Source organism: Puniceibacterium antarcticum (genome assembly GCF_002760615.1).
Classification (GTDB): Bacteria; Pseudomonadota; Alphaproteobacteria; order Rhodobacterales; family Rhodobacteraceae; genus Puniceibacterium; species Puniceibacterium antarcticum.
Map to the genome: position 1 here is coordinate 291,871 of NZ_AWWI01000121.1, position 17,614 is coordinate 309,484.

A 17,614-nucleotide genomic window follows, 5' to 3' on the forward strand; every position below is an offset into this window, starting at 1 on the left:
CCGAGTCGCACTGGAACCAAATCCTAAGGGATACAGTTGGGTACCAATACGGCCTCAGTTCGGCGATCACGACAAAAGTGAGTGGACAGTGGTCAAGCCACTCTGAGACAACGGAAATATTCGCATCGTCGCATCGGGAAATACTGTAATGCCGTTTCATCTGCCCTTTCTGCCTCGTCGGGCCCTGTTTGTCGCTTTGGTTGCGGCCTCTTTTGGCTTGTCCGTGCCACAGGTCGGGCAGGCGCAAGTCACGTCCTACAAGCTGGCGGTCGCCGAAGCCCTGGCAAAGGACGACAGTATTGCGGCCTTCTATCGTGCGCGGGACTTCGCGCCTATATGGACAGGCGCCTCGGCGCAGGATCTGGCGCGTCGTCAGGCTTTGTTCGAAGCTTTGGCGCAAGCCAAGTCGCACGGTCTGCCAGCCACCCGCTATGGCGCCGACGGGTTGATTGCCATGATGGGCACTGTGCGAAATGCGCAAGAGCAGGGCGAGGTCGAAGTGGCGCTAACGCGTGCCTTTGTGGCATACGCGCATGATATCCAGACGGGTATCCTGAAGCCTGGTGATGTGGTGTCGGGTATCAAGCGCGAAGTGCCGCTGCGCGATCCCGCGCTGACGTTGGCATCGCTGATGCAGAATGACCCTCGCGCCGCCATCCGTGCGCTCGCGCCTCAGTCACAGGAATATGCGCGGCTGATGAAGGAAAAGATGCTGCTTGAGCGCAAGCTGACGCAGGGCGGATGGGGTCCTGTCGTGAATTCGGGCAAGATCGAGCCGGGGCAAAGCGGACCCGCTGTTGTGGCGTTGCGCAACCGGCTGATTGCAATGGGATACATGGGGCGCAGCGTTTCGGCGAGCTATGATCCCGATCTGAAGGCCGCCGTGATGCAGTTTCAGGGTGACCATGGCCTGACCGCCGATGGTGTCGCCGGGCGTGACACGCTGGGGCAGATCAACATAGGTGTTGAAGAGCGGCTTCAGTCCATCCTTGTTGCGATGGAGCGGGAACGCTGGCTGAACCTTCCCGGTGGGCTGGGCAAGCGTCACATCCGCGTGAACCTGACCGAATTCAACGCCAAGATCATAGACGACGGAAAGGTGACCTTTGAAACGCGCTCGGTGATCGGGGCAGTTCCGGCTGATCGTGAAACGCCCGAGTTTTCCGACGTCATGGAATATATGGTCGTCAACCCCAGTTGGTACGTGCCACGCTCGATTGTGGTGAAAGAATATCTGCCGAAGCTACGCGACAATCCGGGGGCCGTTGGGCATCTCGAGATCACCGACAGCCGTGGGCAATCGGTGAATCGGGCCGCCGGATTTGGACAATATTCGGCGTCCAGCTTTCCCTATTCCATGCGCCAGCCGCCCGGGCCCAGCAACGCGCTGGGGCAGGTGAAGTTCATGTTCCCAAACAAGTACAACATCTACCTGCATGATACCCCGTCAAAGAGCCTGTTCAACAGCGAGGTGCGCGCCTACAGTCATGGCTGCATCCGGCTGGGGGATCCCAAGGATTTCGCTTATGCGCTGCTGTCACGTCAGACAGATGACCCAGAGGGGGTGTTCCAGTCGCGGCTGCGCACTGGTAAAGAGTCCACGATCTCGCTTGAAACGCCTGTGCCGGTGCACCTGATTTATCGCACCGCGTTTACGTCGGCAAAGGGCAGGATCAACTATCGCCGCGACATCTATGATCGCGATGCGCGGATCTGGGCGGCGCTGAGTGATGCAGGGGTGGTCCTGCCGACACAAGGCAGTTAAAACCAGCCGGATAATTCCCGGGAGGCTGGCATGCGCCACAGCATAAAAGACATTGCATCCTCTCTTGGCCTACAGGCTGAGGGGGATCTGGATATTGTCGTGACCGGCATAGGTGAGCCGGGCGCCGCCACCTCTGACCAGCTCGCGCTTGCCATGCGCCCGGACTATGCGGCGGCGCTGGGACAGGGGCAGGCGCGCGCGGCAATGCTCTGGGCAGATGCCGACTGGCGCAGCTACGGGCTGAAAGCCGCCATTCTGTCAAAGCGCCCGCGTTATGCCATGTCCGGCCTTTCGGCGCTTATGGACAAGGGGCAGGGATATGATGTGGGTGTTCATCCGACCGCATTGATCGATCCTACGGCGGTTCTGGGGCAGGGTATTTCAGTCGGGGCCTACAGCATCATTGCTGCGGGTGCGCGGATCGGAGCAGGGTCGGTCATCGGGCCGCAGTGTCATGTCGGCTGGGACGCCACCCTCGGCGACGGCGCGCTTTTGCATTCTGGCGTACGTATTGGCGCGCGGGTCACCATCGGCGCGCGCTTCATTGCCCAGCCTGGCGCGGTTATCGGCGCAGATGGATTTTCTTTTGTCACCCCCGAGGTTTCCGGGGTCGAGCGTGCTCGTGATACGCTGGGCGGCACGGGGGGCGAGGATGCGCAGGCTTGGGCGCGTATCCATTCGCTGGGGGCCGTGACACTTGGCGATGATGTCGAAGTTGGCGCCAACACCTGCATCGACCGGGGCAGTGTGCGCGACACCCTTGTGGGCAATGGCACAAAATTCGACAATCTTGTTCAGATCGGCCACAATGTCATCATCGGGCACGACTGTTTGATTTGCTCGCAGGTCGGAATCGCCGGGTCCACCGTGCTGGGCAACAACGTTGTGCTGGGCGGACAGACCGGGGTCAGCGACAACATCCGCATCGGCGACAATGTAATCACGGGTGGCGGCACCAAGGTACTGTCCAGCGTCCCCGCAGGCCGCGTGATGTTGGGATATCCGGCCGTCAAGATGGAGACGCATCTGGAAAGCTACAAGGCCCTGCGCCGGTTGCCCCGGCTTATGAGGGACTTTGCCGGGCTGCAGAAACGGGTTTCCAAGCTGGATGAGACCGACTAAATCAGCGGGAAGAGGGCACGGCAAAGGAACTTTGGCCATGGACGTCGAAACGAAAGTACGCGAAATCATCGCAGAACAGGCGTTGCTTGATGTGGACGAGGTGCAGATGGACAGCACGCTCGAAAGCTTGGGTGTGGATAGTCTCGGCCTTGTCGAGAGTATTTTTGCCATTGAAGAGGCCTTTGACATCAACATCCCCTTTAATGCAAACAATCCGGCAGAAAGCGATTTCGACATCTCATCCGTGCGGTCGATCGTCGAGGGCATCCAGCGGCTGGTGGACGAGAAAACCTCGTGAATCGCGTTGTCATCACAGGTGCGGGCACGATCAACGCACTTGGAAAAAACGTCCCGGAAACGCTGGAGGCCATGCGCGAAGGCCGTTGTGGCATTGCTGAACTTGAGTTTCGCGATGTGGACCGCCTGTCGATCAAGATCGGCGGTCAGGTCAAGGGGTTCGAGCCGGAGGCGATCTTCAACCGTCAGCAGCTGACTCTTTATGACCGTTTCACCCAGTTCACCCTGATGGCGGCGCAAGAGGCAATCACACAGTCTGGTCTGACCTTCGGGGGCGAACTGGCCGCGACAACCGGCGTCGTGCTGGGAACCGCCGGGGGCGGGGTCGGCACATGGGATGACAATTATCGTTCGGTCTATGAAGACGGCAAGAATCGGGTGCATCCGTTTGTTGTGCCCAAGCTCATGAACAACGCCGCCGCCAGCCATGTCTCGATGCAGTACAACCTCAAGGGGCCGAGCTTTACGGTCTCGACCGCTTGTGCCTCTTCCAACCATGCGATGTCTCAGGCTTTTGCGATGGTGCGCTCCGGCATGTCCAAGGCCATGGTGACGGGTGGGTCCGAATCCATGCTCTGCTTTGGCGGGGTCAAGGCCTGGGAAGGCCTGCGCGTGATGAGCCGCGACGCCTGCCGCCCCTTCAGCGCCAATCGCAACGGCATGGTGCAGGGCGAGGGTGCCGCGATTTTTGTCTTTGAGGAATTTGAACACGCTCGTGCGCGCGGTGCAGAGATCATGGCTGAGGTCGTCGGGTTTGCCATGACCTCTGATGCGTCGGACATCGTGATGCCGTCCAAACAGGGCGCTGCCCGTGCGATTTCCGGTGCCTTGGCCGATGCGCGCATCCCGCGCGATAAGATTGGCTATATCAACGCCCATGGCACAGGCACCGCCGCCAATGACAAGACGGAATGTGCCGCCGTCGCGGATGTCTTTGGCACCCATGCGGACAAGCTGATGATTTCGTCAACCAAGTCGATGCACGGACACCTGATTGGTGGCACCGGTGCGGTCGAGCTTTTGGCCTGCATCATGGCGCTGCGCGACGGAGTGATCGCGCCGACGATCGGATACGAAGAACCTGATCCGGAATGCGCTCTGGACGTTGTTCCCAATGAGGCACGGGACGTCGCCGTGGAATATGCGCTGTCCAACGCTTTTGCGTTTGGCGGGCTCAACGCCGTTCTTGCACTGCGGCGGGTCTGAGGGCATCCGCCACGGTTGTAGGTTTCTGACGTGATCAGGAGGGGGCTCTGCCCCCGACCGCGCGGGCGCGGGCTCCCCCGGGATATTTTGGGGCAGATGAAATTGGACGGAGGCTGAGCGGGCTGCTTCTTCGGTGGGTACGGGTGAGTATGGTGAAACAGGCGTGCCATTGTTCGCCGTCACTGTCAGAATTTGTGGAAAAATGTTTCGAATTAAGCGCTATTTATATTAGAAAGCACACTGATCTTGCGAAACACACTCCGGCCAGAGCGAGGGCTGGCCGGAGTCTGGGCAAGGAGCCGCGATCAGGTCAGCGGCCTATTGCCCACGCCAGATCCACCCGCCACCCAGTATACGCGTGCTGTCGGGGTCGTAGAACACACAGGCCTGACCGGGCGAGACGCCTTCTTCTGGGGTGATCAGTTCGACCTCTGCTTCGGTCGCCGAAAGGGGGCGCAGGATCGCCTCGCGCGGGGGGCGGGTCGAGCGGACCTTGACAGCAATCCGCCATTCCGGGCGGCTGTCGAAGGGCTCATCGCCAAGCCAGTTGATCTCGCGCACCGGAACAACGCGGGTCGAAAGCAGCTCTTTCGGCCCGACGATCACTTTTTTTGCATCGACGTCCAGCTTCACCACATAAAGCGGATCGGCCAGCCCCCCGATGCCAAGACCGCGGCGTTGACCAACCGTATAATGGATGACGCCGTTATGGATGCCCAGAACCGTGCCCTCCGTATCGACGATCTCGCCGGGCTCTGCCGCACCGGGGCGCAGCTTTTCGATCACGCTGGCATAGTTGCCATTTGGCACAAAGCAGATGTCTTGGCTGTCGGGCTTGTCGGCAACGCTGAGCCCATATTTTGCTGCCAAAGCACGGGTTTCGGCCTTGGAAGACAGGTGCCCCAAGGGAAAGCGAAGGTAGTCCAGTTGCTCTGGCGTTGTCGAGAACAGGAAGTAGCTTTGGTCGCGGTTTGCATCGGCCGCGCTGTGCAGTTCCGGACCGTTGGCGCCCACCTTGCGCTGTATGTAATGGCCGGTCGCCATGCAGTCGGCATCAAGATCCTTGGCCGTTTGCAGCAGATCCTTGAACTTGACCCGTTCGTTGCAGCGGATGCAGGGGACGGGTGTTGCGCCGCCCAGATAGCTTTCGGCGAACTCGTCGATCACGGCTTCACGGAAGACATTTTCGTAATCGAGCACGTAATGCGGAAAGCCCATGGTTTCGGCCACCCGACGCGCGTCATGGATGTCGAGCCCGGCACAGCAGGCGCCCTTTTTGGCCAGTGCGGCGCCATGGTCGTAGAGCTGCAGCGTGACGCCCACGACATCATAGCCTTCCTCCGCCAGCTGGGCTGCCACGACAGAGCTGTCCACACCGCCGGACATGGCGACGACGACACGTGTTTGCGAAACCGGCTTTGGCAGGCCAAGCGAGTTGAGCTTGGGCAGGTCGAGGGGCATTGTATTCTCCTGATGATCCTCGGGAATATAGGAAAATCCGAGGTATTCTCAAGGGGCTGTTTCACCAGCCGTTAAACGCGTTCCGTCCATATAGGCAAGGACAAGATTGGAACGCGAGATGTACCTGAAAAAGATAGACGGTCCAAGGGCCGTGAATTTGCCGGATGGTTCGGTCATGACACGCGCGGATCTGCCGCCGCCTGAAACAAAACGTTGGGTTGCATCACGCAAGGCGACAGTCGTTCGTGCCGTTCTGTATGGACTTCTGACCCAGGATCAAGCTTTGGAACGGTACAATTTAAGCGAAGATGAGCTGCATGCCTGGGTGAAGGCGGTCGCCACATTTGGCGAGGATGCTCTGAAGGCAACAACGTTACAGAAGTACAGGCAACCCTGAGTTGTATCTTATCTAAGCTGGCCTGACTCGCGTTGATCATGTTAAAGTAATTGGGCGTTAACCTTTTTTGTTCACTTTCAGTTTTGTACTAGTTCCTGAACGGAGACAGCTTATGCGAGTGCTTCTGGTCGAAGACGATCCTACGGCGTCAAAAAGCATCGAGCTGATGCTGACCCACGCCAACCTGAATGTCTACGCCACTGATCTTGGCGAAGAAGGCATCGATCTGGCCAAGCTTTATGACTACGATCTTATTCTGCTGGATCTCAATCTCCCCGATATAAACGGGCATGAAGTTTTGCGTCAGTTGCGTCTGGCGCGGATTGAAACACCGATTCTCATTCTGTCTGGTGCCGACGATACGGAGAGCAAGATCAAGGGATTCGGATTTGGCGCAGATGATTATCTGACCAAACCCTTCCATCGGGATGAGTTGATTGCGCGTATTCACGCGATCATACGCAGATCTAAGGGCCATTCGCAGTCGATCATCAATACGGGCAAAATCTCGGTCAACCTTGATGCCAAGACCGTCGATGTGAATGGAACGGCGGTTCATCTGACCGGCAAGGAATACCAGATGCTGGAGCTTTTGAGTCTGCGCAAGGGTACGACGCTGACGAAAGAGATGTTCCTGAACCATCTCTATGGGGGAATGGACGAGCCCGAGCTGAAGATCATCGACGTCTTTATCTGCAAGCTTCGCAAGAAGCTGTCGGAAGCAACGGGCGAGGAAAGCTACATCGAAACGGTCTGGGGGCGTGGCTATGTATTGCGCGACCCCGATGGCGGAAAGGATCGCGCGACGCCGCTTGCGATTGGCGCTTGAGCCGTCCGCCTGATCGGGTGATGCTGCCTCTGGACCTGCGCGGGTCCCACGCCTATCAGTGAGCCGGGATAAACGACTTTCAGAGGGCCGGAACTGGTGGCAGATATTGGGGTAGACGCGCTAAGCGAGCTTGAGGCACGTACAGAACTCGAGCGGCTCGCCAGGATACTGGGGCATGCGAACACTGCTTATCACACAGCAGATGCGCCAGAGCTTGCAGATAGCGAATACGACCGTCTTAAATTGCGAAATGCGGCCTTGGAAGCGCGTTTCCCACATTTGAAGCGCGCCGACAGTCCAGGTGATCAGGTCGGCGCAGCACCTGCTGACGGGTTTTCAAAGGTCACCCATGCGATACGGATGCTGTCGCTTGGCAACGCCTTCGAAGCCGAGGAAATAAACGAATTTGACACGCGGGTTCGCCGGTATCTGGGTCTGAATGATACAGCAGAGCTCCGTTACACGGCCGAGCCGAAGATTGATGGTCTGTCGCTGAGTTTGCGTTATGAAAGGGGCTGTCTTGTTCAGGCCGCCACCCGCGGCGACGGGGCTGTGGGCGAAAATGTCACGGCCAATGCGCGCACAGTAGCGGATATTCCCGAAACACTCGATGGCGCGCCGGACCTGCTGGAGGTGCGCGGCGAGGTTTATATGAGCCACGCGGATTTTGCCGCCCTGAATGAGCGGCAATTGGCAAAGGGTCAGAAGACATTTGCCAATCCGCGCAATGCTGCCGCCGGAAGCCTGCGCCAGCTGGATGCCGAAGTCACCCGCGCCCGGCCTTTGAAATTTTTCGCCTATGCCTGGGGGGAGCTTTCTGAAACGCTCAGCGACACTCAACTCGGTGCGATCACGCGGCTGAACATGCTGGGATTTCAGACCAACCCCCTGACCGAGCTTTGTGATGGTCCGGCAGAGATCCTGAAACATTACGCCCTGATCGAAGAGCAGCGCGCCACATTGGGCTATGATATCGATGGCGTCGTTTACAAAGTGAACGATCTTGCGCTGCAGGAACGGCTCGGGTTCCGCTCTACCACGCCGCGTTGGGCGATTGCGCATAAGTTTCCTGCCGAACTTGCCTGGACGCGTCTGGATGCCATCACCATTCAGGTCGGGCGTACCGGCGCGCTTAGCCCGGTTGCACGGCTTTCCTCAGTGACCGTCGGGGGAGTGGTGGTCAGCAGCGCTACCTTGCACAATGAAGATTACATTGCAGGCAAGGATTCGAACGGGGCACTGATCCGCGAAGGGCGTGACATCCGTGTGGGGGATTGGGTGCAGGTCTATCGCGCTGGCGACGTCATCCCCAAGATTGCAGATGTGGACCTGACCAAACGGCCAGCCGATTCAGAGCCTTACGAATTTCCGACACGCTGCCCCGAGTGCGACAGCGATGCCATTCGAGAGGAGGGCGATGCTGTGCGCCGTTGCTCCGGAGGGTTGATCTGCCCGGCGCAGGCTGTCGAAAAGCTCAAGCATTTTGTCAGCCGCGCCGCCTTTGATATCGAGGGGCTGGGCGCCAAGCAGGTGGAACAGCTTTACCTTGATGGCTGGATTAAGGAACCTGCGGATATCTTTGATCTGCAGAGAAACTACGGGTCTGGTCTGCAGCTGTTGAAAAACCGCGAGGGATGGGGCGAAAAGTCTGCGCTGAATCTGTTTGCCGCCATCGAGGACCGCCGCAAGATCGCGCTGCGGCGGCTGATCTATGCTCTGGGGTTGCGGCATGTGGGCGAACAGGCATCGGCACTTCTGGCGCGGCACTATGGCAAATGGGATGCATTTCATGCGGCCATGCGCGCCGCAGCTGATCCCGAAGATCCGGCTTTTTCCGACCTTCTGGCCATCGACGGCGTGGGTAAGGTCATGGCGCAGTCCCTTACCGCGAGCTTTTCGCAGGAAGCCGAGCGCGCCTCGATCGAGCGGCTGCTGGCGCATCTGGAGGTGCAGGAGGCCGAGCGGCCAAAGACGGATGGCAGTCCGGTTGCGGGAAAGACTGTGGTTTTTACCGGCACGCTGGAACGGATGACCCGGGCAGAGGCCAAGGCGCGCGCCGAATCTTTAGGGGCCAAGGTTTCGGGGTCGGTTTCGGCCAAGACCGATATCCTTGTAGCGGGGCCGGGGGCAGGCTCGAAAGAGAAGAAGGCTGCAGGACTTGGGGTTCAGATCCTGGATGAGGACGGCTGGCTGACCCTGATCGGGCAGGCATGAGCGGTCGTCCGGAGGTTCTGTTTCCGCTTTTTGGTGAGCTGACAAAGCTCGCCGGTGTTGGACCGAAGGTGGCGCAGACGCTGGGCCAGCTGGATATCGTGGCGCCCCGCGATCTGGCCTTTACGCTGCCCCATTCCGGCATCGACCGGGCCCTGCGCGCGAGCGTCCGCGATGCGGTTCTGCCCGGGGTGATCACGGTCGAGGTTGAGATCGGTGAGCACCGCCCGCCGCGCAACAAGGGCGGCGCCTATCGCATCACGGTGCAGGATTCCGAGATCGCCTTTCAGCTCGTCTACTTTCATGTGCGCGGCGATTACCTCTCGAAACTGCTGCCGACCGGCGAGCGCCGCATTGTTTCGGGGCGGGTCGAACTGTTTGATGGCGTGGCGCAGATGGTGCATCCCGACCATGTGGTGACCAGCGCAGAGGCGGACAGCCTGCCGTCGTTTGAGCCGGTCTATCCTTTGACCTCGGGCCTTACGCTCAAGACCATGACCAAAGCGGCGGCGGATGTGCTCGACAAGCTTCCGGACCTCGCGGAATGGATCGATCCAGGTCAAAAGGCCAAGGAGGGCTGGCCGGAGTGGCGCGAGGCGCTGCGCCGGGCTCATGCGCCGGAAACACTGGCGGATCTGGGTGCTACGGCGCCTGCGCGCAAGCGGTTGGCTTATGACGAGTTCATGGCCCATCAGTTGACCCTCGCGTTGGCCCGTGCGCATCGGCGGCGGGCGGCGGGCATCATTTCGGCCGGGACAGGGCGCCTGCGCAACAAGGTGCTGCAATCACTGCCCTATCGCCCAACAGGCGCGCAGCTGCGCGCGATCGAGGAGATTGCCGCAGATATGGCGCTGCCCGAGCGGATGAACCGTCTGCTGCAGGGTGACGTCGGGTCGGGCAAGACGCTGGTCGCCTTCATGGCGCTGCTGGTCGCGGTGGAATCAAATGGCCAGGGTGTGCTTATGGCCCCGACCGAGATTCTGGCGCGCCAGCATCTGGAAGGGCTGCAGCCGCTGGCCGAGTCGGCGGGCGTGGTGCTGGAGCTGCTGACCGGGCGAGACAAGGGGAGCGAACGGCAGGCAAAACTGGCAGCACTGGAGCGGGGGGATATTCAGATTCTTGTCGGAACCCATGCGGTGTTCCAGAAAGACGTGCAGTTTCAGGATCTTCGCGTCGCCATAGTTGATGAACAGCATAGGTTTGGCGTGCGCCAGCGGATGGAGCTGGGCCGCAAGGGTTCTGGTGCCGACGTTCTGGTCATGACGGCGACGCCTATTCCGCGCAGCCTCGCCCTGGCGCAATATGGCGATATGGAAGTGTCGGTGCTGGACGAGAAACCGCCCGGGCGCAAACCGATCCAGACCGCGCTGGTGTCGCTGGACCGGTTGGACGAGGTGGTGACCCATCTGCGCAAGGCCATCGCCGAGGGGCGGCAGGCCTATTGGGTCTGCCCGCTGGTCGAGGAAAGTGAGCAGGTCGACCTTATGGCCGCAGAGCAACGGTTCCAGCGTCTGCGCGCGGTGCTGGGGGAAGGTGTTGTCGGGCTGGTGCATGGTCAGCTGCCACCTGCCGAAAAGGATGCCGCGATGGCGGCCTTTGTGGCGGGACACACTGCGGTTCTGGTGGCGACAACGGTGATCGAGGTGGGTGTGAACGTTCCAAACGCCACGATCATGGTGATTGAGCAGGCCGAAAGCTTTGGTCTGGCCCAGCTGCACCAGTTGCGCGGGCGTGTCGGACGGGGCGATCAAGCCTCGACCTGTCTGCTGCTGTACCAACCGCCCCTGGGTGAGACAGGATCGAAACGACTGACCACGCTGCGTGAAACCGAAGACGGGTTTCGCATTTCGGAGGTTGATCTGGAAATGCGCGGCTCCGGAGACCTGATCGGCACGGCGCAATCCGGGCTGCCGAAGTTCCGCATTGCAGATCTGGAACATCAGTCCGGGCTGATGGCCGTGGCACAGTCTGATGCCCGCAAATTGCTGGCCGAAGACCCTGATCTGACCAGCCCGAGAGGGCAGGCGGCACGGGTGCTTTTGTGGCTGATGCGGCAGGATGAGGCGATCCGGTTGATCTCGGTGGGGTGAGTGCGGCGCAGGGATCGTACGCCAACCGGACACAGTCTGTTCCCAGATGTTCTCATTTGTTCTCATAAAGTTCTTTACACAAGGTAAAGAATATGAGAACAAAGAGGCAACAGAGAGATGTCAATGGAGGTGACAAGATGTTGGATCAGATCAGAACAGCCGCCCACCGGTCAAAACACACGCTTTTGGCCGATTGTATCGGTGCTCTCAGTCTTATCGTCATGCTTGTTGTCGGCCTGCATCTGCCTGCCCTCAGCTGACCCAGTTTCCTGCCAGCGTGAACCGTTCCGGGCGCCTTTGCATCCTGTCCCAAATTTGATGCGCCGCGTCTGACACTGCCTGAACGGGGGTTGCCTGCCCCCAAGTCTGAGCGGACCCGGATCCCACGGTTTGCGCCACTTGCCGCCGCCTTCTTCCCGGAAGTGCGGCGGCTTTTTTATTTTTGTTGGCCTGTCCCTGCGCCCTGGCCAAGATATTGATCGATCACGGTTAATCTTGGGTTAACGGCGCAGGAATGTCAGTTAATGTTTCTTGAAATCGCCGCGCGATCAGGCACAGCGCGACGATAGCGCTTTTTCCACTGCCTCTGCCGCTGCTTCGATCGTCAAAAGGATCGAGGCGTGGCGATTTTTGTATTCCGTCGCCGGGCGCAGCACTTCGAGCCCGTCAAAGGGGGCTGCGGGTGCCGGTCCGCCGGATTTCAGCATCGCGCGCAGGGCATCGCGCGCCGTCACAATCTGATCCGGCGTGCAGCCGATAATCGCCGCCCCCACAACTGAGGCCGAGGCCTGCCCCAGAGCGCAGGCTTTCACATCCTGACCAAAGGCGCTGACCCTGCCGTCCTGCAAGCTCAGATCCACCGTCACGGTGGAGCCGCAGAGCGGCGAGCGCTTCTTGACCGTCGCATCGGGGGCGTCGAGCCGCCGGGTGTTCGGAATATCCGCCGCAAGCGCCAAAATGCGCGTTGAGTAGAGCTTGATCAGATCGTTTTCGCCGGACATGGCTTTCCCTCTGGCTGTCTGCCTCTTAAATAGGGGCCAATATCGCCGATGCAAAAAGGTTTTTTCACTATGCCCTTCGATCCTTCGACTTTGGTCTATGATGCGCACGGTCTGATTCCCGCGATTGCGCAGGATGCGGACAGCGGCGAGGTGCTGATGATGGCCTGGATGAACGCCGAATCAGTGGAGCGCACGCTTGAGACCGGGCGGGTGACCTATTGGTCCCGGTCGCGCGCGGCATTCTGGATCAAGGGCGAAACCTCGGGTCATGTGCAGGAACTGGTGGATCTGCGGGTGGATTGTGACCGGGATTCGCTGCTTGTCGTGCTGCGCCAGACCGGTCCGGCCTGTCACACGAACCGGCGGAGCTGTTTCTATCGGGCGGTGCGGGACGGCGACGAGGTTGAGCTGATGGCGCCCATGGCCTGAGCGCTGTGGCTGTGGCGCGGTCGGTTTTTGCGTATTTTTGAAGAGAAGAAGCGCGGGTTGAGTCAGAGACCGACCATGGTGCGGATGTCCTGAGGCGTGCAGCCTTCGGCGCGGTATTTCGACAGGGCGCGCGCATCGTCGCGTTTGGCGAGGCGTTTACCCGCCGTGTCCCGGATCAGCCTGTGGTGGTGATAGCTCGGGGTCACAATGCCCAGAAGCCTTTGCAGCAGAACGTGAATTTGCGTCGCTTCGAACAGATCGGCGCCGCGGGTCACCTCGGTTATGCCCTGAGCGGCATCGTCCAGCACCACGGAGAGGTGATAGGAGGTGCCCATGTCGCGCCGGGCCAGCACCACATCCCCAACGTCGTGCAGCAGGGTGTCTGGCAGGAGGATGATCTGGCCGGTTTCGCCCTGTGAGCCAGTTCCGGTTTCGGTAAAGGTGAGCCTGGCCGGGCTTTGCAGTGTCTTGAGCGCGGCAGCCATGTCAAGGCGCAGGGCTGCGTCGTGGGGGCGCTGCCCGTGTCTCGGGTGCGCGCGGCAAGTGCCGGGATAGACAAGGCCGTCGGGCCCGGTGACGGGCGCGGCACCTTCTTGCGGGGCGCTGGCGGCATCGGCAATGTCGCGGCGGGTACAAGTGCAGGGATAGAGCAGGCCACGCTTCCAGAGCGTGTCGAGGGCGGCGTCATAGCTGGTCTGACGGTCGGACTGGCGCAGGGGGGCGGCATCCCAGTGCAGCCCCAGCCAGTGGAGATCGTCATAGATCTGCCGCTCCCACTCCGGTTTGCTGCGCGCGCGGTCAATATCCTCGATCCGCAGCAGGAACTGACCCTTGCGGGCGTGTGCCCTGCCTTCGGCCAGTAACGCGGAAAACGCATGTCCCAGATGCAGCGGGCCGGTGGGGGACGGGGCAAAGCGCGTGATGAAGGTCAATTCTTTTCAAGGATATAGACTGTGGATTTCAGATCGATCCCCGGCAGGTGCGCGCCGTGTTTTGCGTGCAGCAACCGCGCGTTTCCAGTGTCGAGATGTTCGTTCATCCGCGCCATGGTGCCGCGTTTCCGGCGCAGGTGGTCGTTGATGGAAAACACCAGTTTGCCGCCGGTGGTAAGGCTGGACATCAGCCGGTCAAGCAGCGTTGGCGGTGCGGCACTGTCGCCCAGAACGCTGATGGCGGTGATCGCGGCATAGCTGCCGGGGGCGAGGTTCAGCGGATCCTCAGCGCTCACAAGGGCGAGGTCGCGGTACAGCGCCTTTTCCCCGGCAAGGGCCAGCATCTGCGGGCAGATGTCGCAACCGTCGATGACCTGAAAGCCGATCTGCTTTAACGCTTGCCCGGAAAGCCCTGTTCCGCAACCAAAATCCAGTATCGGCTGGTCGCGCTCTGGCAGGTGTTTCGCCAGTGCCTTGGCGGCGCGTGCCGGGGTGGCATAGCCATTTTCGGCCAGCTCGGCCTCGTCAGCGCTGGACCATCCCTCGAAGAGGGGTGGCATGTTCCCCGGCGTCTTTACGCCGAAGACTTTGTCGAGGAATGTTCTGGCCATTCCGTCAGTTAATCACTCTGCGGCGTTTGCGTCCAGTGTCTGGGTGTCAAGCCAGGTGGTCCAGGCCTCTTTCGCGCGGTCTGTGTAGCCTTTGTAGCGGGTCACGCGGCCGCGTCTGCCACCTTTTACGCCATCGAGCGGACGGAACAGGCCGAAATTCACGTTCATCGGCTGAAAGGTCTTTGCCTCGGCCCCGCCGGTGATGTGATGCACAAGCGCGCCATGGGCGCTGTCCTGCGGCACCTGCGGCAGGTCCATCCCCAACAGTTCCGCCGTGGCAAGACGCCCGGCGAGCAGGCCCATGGCGGCGGATTCAACATAGCCCTCGACCCCGGTGATCTGGCCGGCAAAGCGTATATTCGGCTTTGATTTCAGGCGCATCTGGTGATCGAGCAGGGTGGGAGAGTTCAGGAAGGTGTTGCGGTGGATGCCGCCAAGGCGGGCAAACTGTGCATTTTCAAGACCCGGGATCAGGCGCAGCACATCCTTTTGCGCGCCATATTTCATCTTGGTCTGGAAGCCGACGATGTTGAACAGCGTGCCAAGCGCATTGTCCCGGCGCAACTGCACTACCGCATGTGCCTTAATATCCGGTTGATGCGGATTGGTCAGCCCGACTGGTTTCATCGGCCCGTGGCGCAGCGTTTCGCGCCCGCGTTCGGCCATCACCTCGATCGGCAGGCAGCCATCGAAATATCCGGCTGTCTCGCCTTCGTGGAATTCGGTCTTTTCGGCGGCCAGAAGCGCGTCGATGAACGCCTCGTAAGTGTCTTTATCCATGGGACAATTGAGGTAGGCGCGCTGCTCTTCCTCGGTCTCGCCCTTGTCATAGCGCGATTGCATCCAGGCCTTGGACATGTCGATGCTGTCGGCATAGAGGATCGGCGCGATGGCGTCGAAAAACGCCAGCGCTTCGGTGCCGGTTTCCGCCTGAATCGCGCGGCCGAGCCCTTCGGAGGTCAGCGGGCCGGTGGCGATGATCCACTGGCCGTCAAACGGCAGTTCGTTGATTTCCTCGAATGAAATCCGAATGTTGGGATGCGACTTTAATCTTTCGGTCACGGTCGCGGCAAAGGCGTCGCGGTCCACGGCCAGCGCGCCGCCAGCAGGCAGGCGGTGTTCATGGGCGGTGTTGATGATCAAGCCGCCCGCCGTGCGCATTTCCCAGTGCAGCAAACCGACCGCATTCTGTTCGGAATCATCCGAACGGAAGGAATTGGAACAGACCATTTCCCCAAGGTTTTCAGTCTTGTGCGCGAAGGTCTTCACCTTTGGGCGCATCTCGTGAATCACCACTGGGATGCCGCGGTTTGCGGCCTGCCAGGCGGCCTCGGATCCGGCCATTCCGCCGCCGACGATATGTAGCTCTTGTGTCATGCCGCCCCTTTAGGCGGTTTGCGAGGACTTGTCACGAGGCAAGCGAAACCGCGTTATGGACGGCATATGGAAAGCGTATGGATTTCGTATGGCTGCGGATACGGGTCAGGATTGCGACCACTCCGGGCTGCGTTTGCCTAAAAAGGCGGCGATACCCTCCTCCGTGTCATGCTCCAGCATGTTTTTCACCATGACATCGCCGGTAAAGGCATAGGCGCGGTCCAGTGGCATCTGGATCTGCTCATAAAACGCCTGCTTGCCGAGGGTGACGGCAGAGCCGAGCTTGGCCGAGATGGTCTGGGCCAGGGCGAGGGTCTCGGCCTCCAGATCCTCGGATGCAACCACGCGGTTGATCAGCCCCAGCTCGGCGGCGCGGGCGGCGTCGATAAAGGCGCCAGTGGTCAGCATCTCAAACGCCTGCTTGCGCGGGATGTTGCGCGACAGGGCCACCATGGGGGTGGAGCAGAACAACCCGATGTTCACACCGTTGACGCCGAACCGCGTGCCGGTCGCGGCAATGGCAAGGTCGCAGGAGGCGACAAGCTGGCAGCCGGCGGCGGTGGCAATGCCGTGCACCTGCGCAATGACCGGCTGGGGCAGGCGCGGCAGGGTCTGCATCATCGCCGCGCACCGGTCGAACAGATCCTTGAAATAGGCGGCACCGCCATCTGTGGCGGCACGCCCAGCGGTCATCTCTTTCAGGTCGTGCCCCGCGCAAAACGCCTTGCCCGCGCCCGACAGGATCACGGCGCGGATGCTGCGGTCATCCATCAGCGCGACAAATTCGGCCTGAAGGGCTGCGAGCATGGCGTCCGACAGTGGGTTGAGCCGGTCCGGCGCGTTGAGCGTCAGATGCCGGACGGCACCGGTGTCCTTGCGGATGATGATTGGCATCTTGTCCTCCCCGACAGTTGGCGGCAGCTTATCCGGGCAGGTCAGGGGAGGACAAGCATGGCGCTCAAAGTAACAGCCGAGGAGATGGGACCGTTCCTGGACGAGGTGTTCCCACAAGTGAAGGGCATGTTCGGGATCGACCGGCTGGACGAGGATCTGCTGGTGATGCGGCTGTTCGTGCGCGACGAACACCTGCGCCCCGGGGGCACGGTGTCGGGCCCGTCGATGTTCGCGCTTGCGGATGTGGCGGCATATGTCGCGACCATGGCGCGCATCGGGCAGGAGGCGCTGGCAGTGACCACGAATTGTTCGATTGATTTTATGCGCAAACCGGCGGCGGGGCAGGATCTGCTGGCCAAGTGCCGGGTGCTGAAGCTGGGGCGGGCGCTGTCGGTCTGTGACGTTCTTTTGTTTTCCGAAGGTGCGCCGGAGCCTGTGGCGCGTGCGTCGCTGACCTATTCACTGCCGCCCCGACGATGAGCGTCGCAGTGGGGGCCAGCCCCCACACCCCCGGGATACTTAAGGGCAGATGAAGGGGGGGGCGGAGTCCACGCCTCACCTGTCCATAAATATCCCCGCCGGAGGCATAAAATTTCTTTGGGACGGCCCTGTGTGCCTGTGGAACGCTTGGCAGGACGTGCTTTCGGCGGAGACAAAAAAGGGCGCGGCAGAGCCGCGAGTCGCAAAAAAAAGGCGCGGCAGAGCCGCGCCCAGGGAAGAGGTCTGACAGGTCAGGGATCAGCCCTGCCAGAACATGCGGCTGGCCTCGTGCCGTGCGGCGTCTGAGTCCAGGCCGATGTCTTTGAGCATGTGCGGCTCGAGCTTGGCGAGCGCCTTGCGGGTGCGGTGTCGGGTGCTCCATTTCGTCAGCACCACCGCCGCGAACAACGCAAAGGCCGGCAGCGGGGCGAGGTTGGACTCGGCGCTGAGAAAGGCGATATGCGGGGCGTGCGATGCCGGTGTCATGGGAGAACTCCTTGAAATTGTATTGA

General features: G+C 60.6%; 17 protein-coding genes. 10 read left to right on the forward strand and 7 right to left on the reverse strand.

Features of this window, described 5'->3' with window-relative positions:
• Window positions 1-148: 148 nt before the first annotated feature.
• Genes P775_RS18495 through P775_RS18510 form a run of 4 tightly spaced genes read left to right on the forward strand, consistent with a single transcriptional unit; the run spans window position 149 to window position 4,390 of the window.
• On the forward strand, window positions 149-1,765 hold the full coding sequence (locus tag P775_RS18495; RefSeq protein WP_099912361.1) for a L,D-transpeptidase family protein: 1,617 nt from the start codon (window positions 149-151) through the stop codon (window positions 1,763-1,765).
• A 30-nt stretch (window positions 1,766-1,795) separates the two neighbouring features.
• Window positions 1,796-2,887: a UDP-3-O-(3-hydroxymyristoyl)glucosamine N-acyltransferase gene (lpxD, locus tag P775_RS18500; RefSeq protein WP_099912362.1), complete on the forward strand. Its 1,092-nt coding sequence runs from the start codon at window positions 1,796-1,798 to the stop codon at window positions 2,885-2,887.
• Window positions 2,888-2,924: 37 nt separating this feature from the next.
• Window positions 2,925-3,185 (forward strand): acyl carrier protein, encoded by a 261-nt coding sequence (locus P775_RS18505; RefSeq protein ID WP_099912363.1) that lies wholly within the window; start codon window positions 2,925-2,927, stop codon window positions 3,183-3,185.
• Window positions 3,182-4,390 (forward strand): beta-ketoacyl-[acyl-carrier-protein] synthase family protein, encoded by a 1,209-nt coding sequence (locus P775_RS18510; protein ID WP_099912364.1) that lies wholly within the window; start codon window positions 3,182-3,184, stop codon window positions 4,388-4,390. Before P775_RS18505 ends, P775_RS18510 begins: the two co-directional genes overlap by 4 nt.
• 318 nt (window positions 4,391-4,708) lie before the next feature.
• Here the strand turns inward: P775_RS18510 and mnmA are convergent, their stop codons facing one another.
• Window positions 4,709-5,851 (reverse strand): tRNA 2-thiouridine(34) synthase MnmA, encoded by a 1,143-nt coding sequence (mnmA, locus tag P775_RS18515; RefSeq protein WP_099912365.1) that lies wholly within the window; start codon window positions 5,849-5,851, stop codon window positions 4,709-4,711.
• A 118-nt stretch (window positions 5,852-5,969) separates the two neighbouring features.
• Here mnmA and sciP point away from each other — a divergent pair, with 118 nt between their 5' ends.
• The 4 genes from sciP (at window position 5,970) to recG (ending at window position 11,378) form a co-directional block, all read left to right on the forward strand.
• Complete coding sequence (sciP, locus tag P775_RS18520) at window positions 5,970-6,248, forward strand: CtrA inhibitor SciP (RefSeq protein ID WP_099912366.1); 279 nt, start codon at window positions 5,970-5,972, stop codon at window positions 6,246-6,248.
• Between the two features lie 112 nt (window positions 6,249-6,360).
• Window positions 6,361-7,077, forward strand: a complete 717-nt coding sequence (gene ctrA / locus P775_RS18525) for a response regulator transcription factor CtrA (protein WP_099912367.1) — start codon at window positions 6,361-6,363, stop codon at window positions 7,075-7,077.
• A 93-nt stretch (window positions 7,078-7,170) separates the two neighbouring features.
• Window positions 7,171-9,291, forward strand: a complete 2,121-nt coding sequence (gene ligA, locus P775_RS18530; RefSeq protein WP_099912368.1) for an NAD-dependent DNA ligase LigA — start codon at window positions 7,171-7,173, stop codon at window positions 9,289-9,291.
• Window positions 9,288-11,378: an ATP-dependent DNA helicase RecG gene (gene recG, locus P775_RS18535; RefSeq protein WP_099912369.1), complete on the forward strand. Its 2,091-nt coding sequence runs from the start codon at window positions 9,288-9,290 to the stop codon at window positions 11,376-11,378. Before ligA ends, recG begins: the two co-directional genes overlap by 4 nt.
• A 548-nt stretch (window positions 11,379-11,926) precedes the next feature.
• On the opposite strand, the gene P775_RS18540 is transcribed toward recG, so the two are convergent.
• Window positions 11,927-12,379, reverse strand: coding sequence for an iron-sulfur cluster assembly scaffold protein (locus P775_RS18540; RefSeq protein ID WP_099912370.1), 453 nt, complete (start codon window positions 12,377-12,379; stop codon window positions 11,927-11,929).
• Window positions 12,380-12,448: 69 nt separating this feature from the next.
• Between P775_RS18540 and hisI the strand changes: the two genes are divergently transcribed.
• Window positions 12,449-12,808, forward strand: a complete 360-nt coding sequence (hisI, locus tag P775_RS18545; RefSeq protein ID WP_099912371.1) for a phosphoribosyl-AMP cyclohydrolase — start codon at window positions 12,449-12,451, stop codon at window positions 12,806-12,808.
• Between the two features lie 62 nt (window positions 12,809-12,870).
• Here the strand turns inward: hisI and gluQRS are convergent, their stop codons facing one another.
• From gluQRS to P775_RS18565, 4 genes are all read right to left on the reverse strand, one after another.
• Entirely contained in the window at window positions 12,871-13,740 is an 870-nt protein-coding gene (gene gluQRS, locus P775_RS18550; protein WP_099912372.1) for a tRNA glutamyl-Q(34) synthetase GluQRS, read from the reverse strand.
• Window positions 13,737-14,300, reverse strand: a complete 564-nt coding sequence (locus P775_RS18555) for a class I SAM-dependent DNA methyltransferase (protein WP_245875756.1) — start codon at window positions 14,298-14,300, stop codon at window positions 13,737-13,739. Before P775_RS18555 ends, gluQRS begins: the two co-directional genes overlap by 4 nt.
• A 63-nt stretch (window positions 14,301-14,363) precedes the next feature.
• Complete coding sequence (trmFO, locus tag P775_RS18560) at window positions 14,364-15,728, reverse strand: methylenetetrahydrofolate--tRNA-(uracil(54)-C(5))-methyltransferase (FADH(2)-oxidizing) TrmFO (protein WP_099912374.1); 1,365 nt, start codon at window positions 15,726-15,728, stop codon at window positions 14,364-14,366.
• A gap of 105 nt (window positions 15,729-15,833) precedes the next feature.
• Window positions 15,834-16,622: an enoyl-CoA hydratase gene (locus P775_RS18565; RefSeq protein ID WP_099912375.1), complete on the reverse strand. Its 789-nt coding sequence runs from the start codon at window positions 16,620-16,622 to the stop codon at window positions 15,834-15,836.
• A 57-nt stretch (window positions 16,623-16,679) separates the two neighbouring features.
• Here P775_RS18565 and P775_RS18570 point away from each other — a divergent pair, with 57 nt between their 5' ends.
• Entirely contained in the window at window positions 16,680-17,102 is a 423-nt protein-coding gene (locus P775_RS18570; protein WP_099912376.1) for a PaaI family thioesterase, read from the forward strand.
• A 258-nt stretch (window positions 17,103-17,360) separates the two neighbouring features.
• On the opposite strand, the gene P775_RS18580 is transcribed toward P775_RS18570, so the two are convergent.
• On the reverse strand, window positions 17,361-17,588 hold the full coding sequence (locus P775_RS18580; protein WP_099912378.1) for a DUF1127 domain-containing protein: 228 nt from the start codon (window positions 17,586-17,588) through the stop codon (window positions 17,361-17,363).
• Window positions 17,589-17,614: the final 26 nt, after the last annotated feature.

Excerpts from the sequence above, each read along its gene's own strand:
- trmFO (WP_099912374.1), bottom strand. The coding sequence starts at position 15,728 with ATGACACAAGAGCTACATATCGTCGGCGGCGGAATGGCCGGATCCGAG.
- P775_RS18570 (WP_099912376.1), top strand. The coding sequence starts at position 16,680 with ATGGCGCTCAAAGTAACAGCCGAGGAGATGGGACCGTTCCTGGACGAG.
- P775_RS18495 (WP_099912361.1), top strand. The coding sequence starts at position 149 with ATGCCGTTTCATCTGCCCTTTCTGCCTCGTCGGGCCCTGTTTGTCGCT.
- P775_RS18540 (WP_099912370.1), bottom strand. The coding sequence starts at position 12,379 with ATGTCCGGCGAAAACGATCTGATCAAGCTCTACTCAACGCGCATTTTG.
- sciP (WP_099912366.1), top strand. The coding sequence starts at position 5,970 with ATGTACCTGAAAAAGATAGACGGTCCAAGGGCCGTGAATTTGCCGGAT.
- recG (WP_099912369.1), top strand. The coding sequence starts at position 9,288 with ATGAGCGGTCGTCCGGAGGTTCTGTTTCCGCTTTTTGGTGAGCTGACA.
- P775_RS18565 (WP_099912375.1), bottom strand. The coding sequence starts at position 16,622 with ATGCCAATCATCATCCGCAAGGACACCGGTGCCGTCCGGCATCTGACG.
- P775_RS18555 (WP_245875756.1), bottom strand. The coding sequence starts at position 14,300 with ATGCCACCCCTCTTCGAGGGATGGTCCAGCGCTGACGAGGCCGAGCTG.
- hisI (WP_099912371.1), top strand. The coding sequence starts at position 12,449 with ATGCCCTTCGATCCTTCGACTTTGGTCTATGATGCGCACGGTCTGATT.
- lpxD (WP_099912362.1), top strand. The coding sequence starts at position 1,796 with ATGCGCCACAGCATAAAAGACATTGCATCCTCTCTTGGCCTACAGGCT.
- ctrA (WP_099912367.1), top strand. The coding sequence starts at position 6,361 with ATGCGAGTGCTTCTGGTCGAAGACGATCCTACGGCGTCAAAAAGCATC.
- mnmA (WP_099912365.1), bottom strand. The coding sequence starts at position 5,851 with ATGCCCCTCGACCTGCCCAAGCTCAACTCGCTTGGCCTGCCAAAGCCG.
- P775_RS18580 (WP_099912378.1), bottom strand. The coding sequence starts at position 17,588 with ATGACACCGGCATCGCACGCCCCGCATATCGCCTTTCTCAGCGCCGAG.
- P775_RS18505 (WP_099912363.1), top strand. The coding sequence starts at position 2,925 with ATGGACGTCGAAACGAAAGTACGCGAAATCATCGCAGAACAGGCGTTG.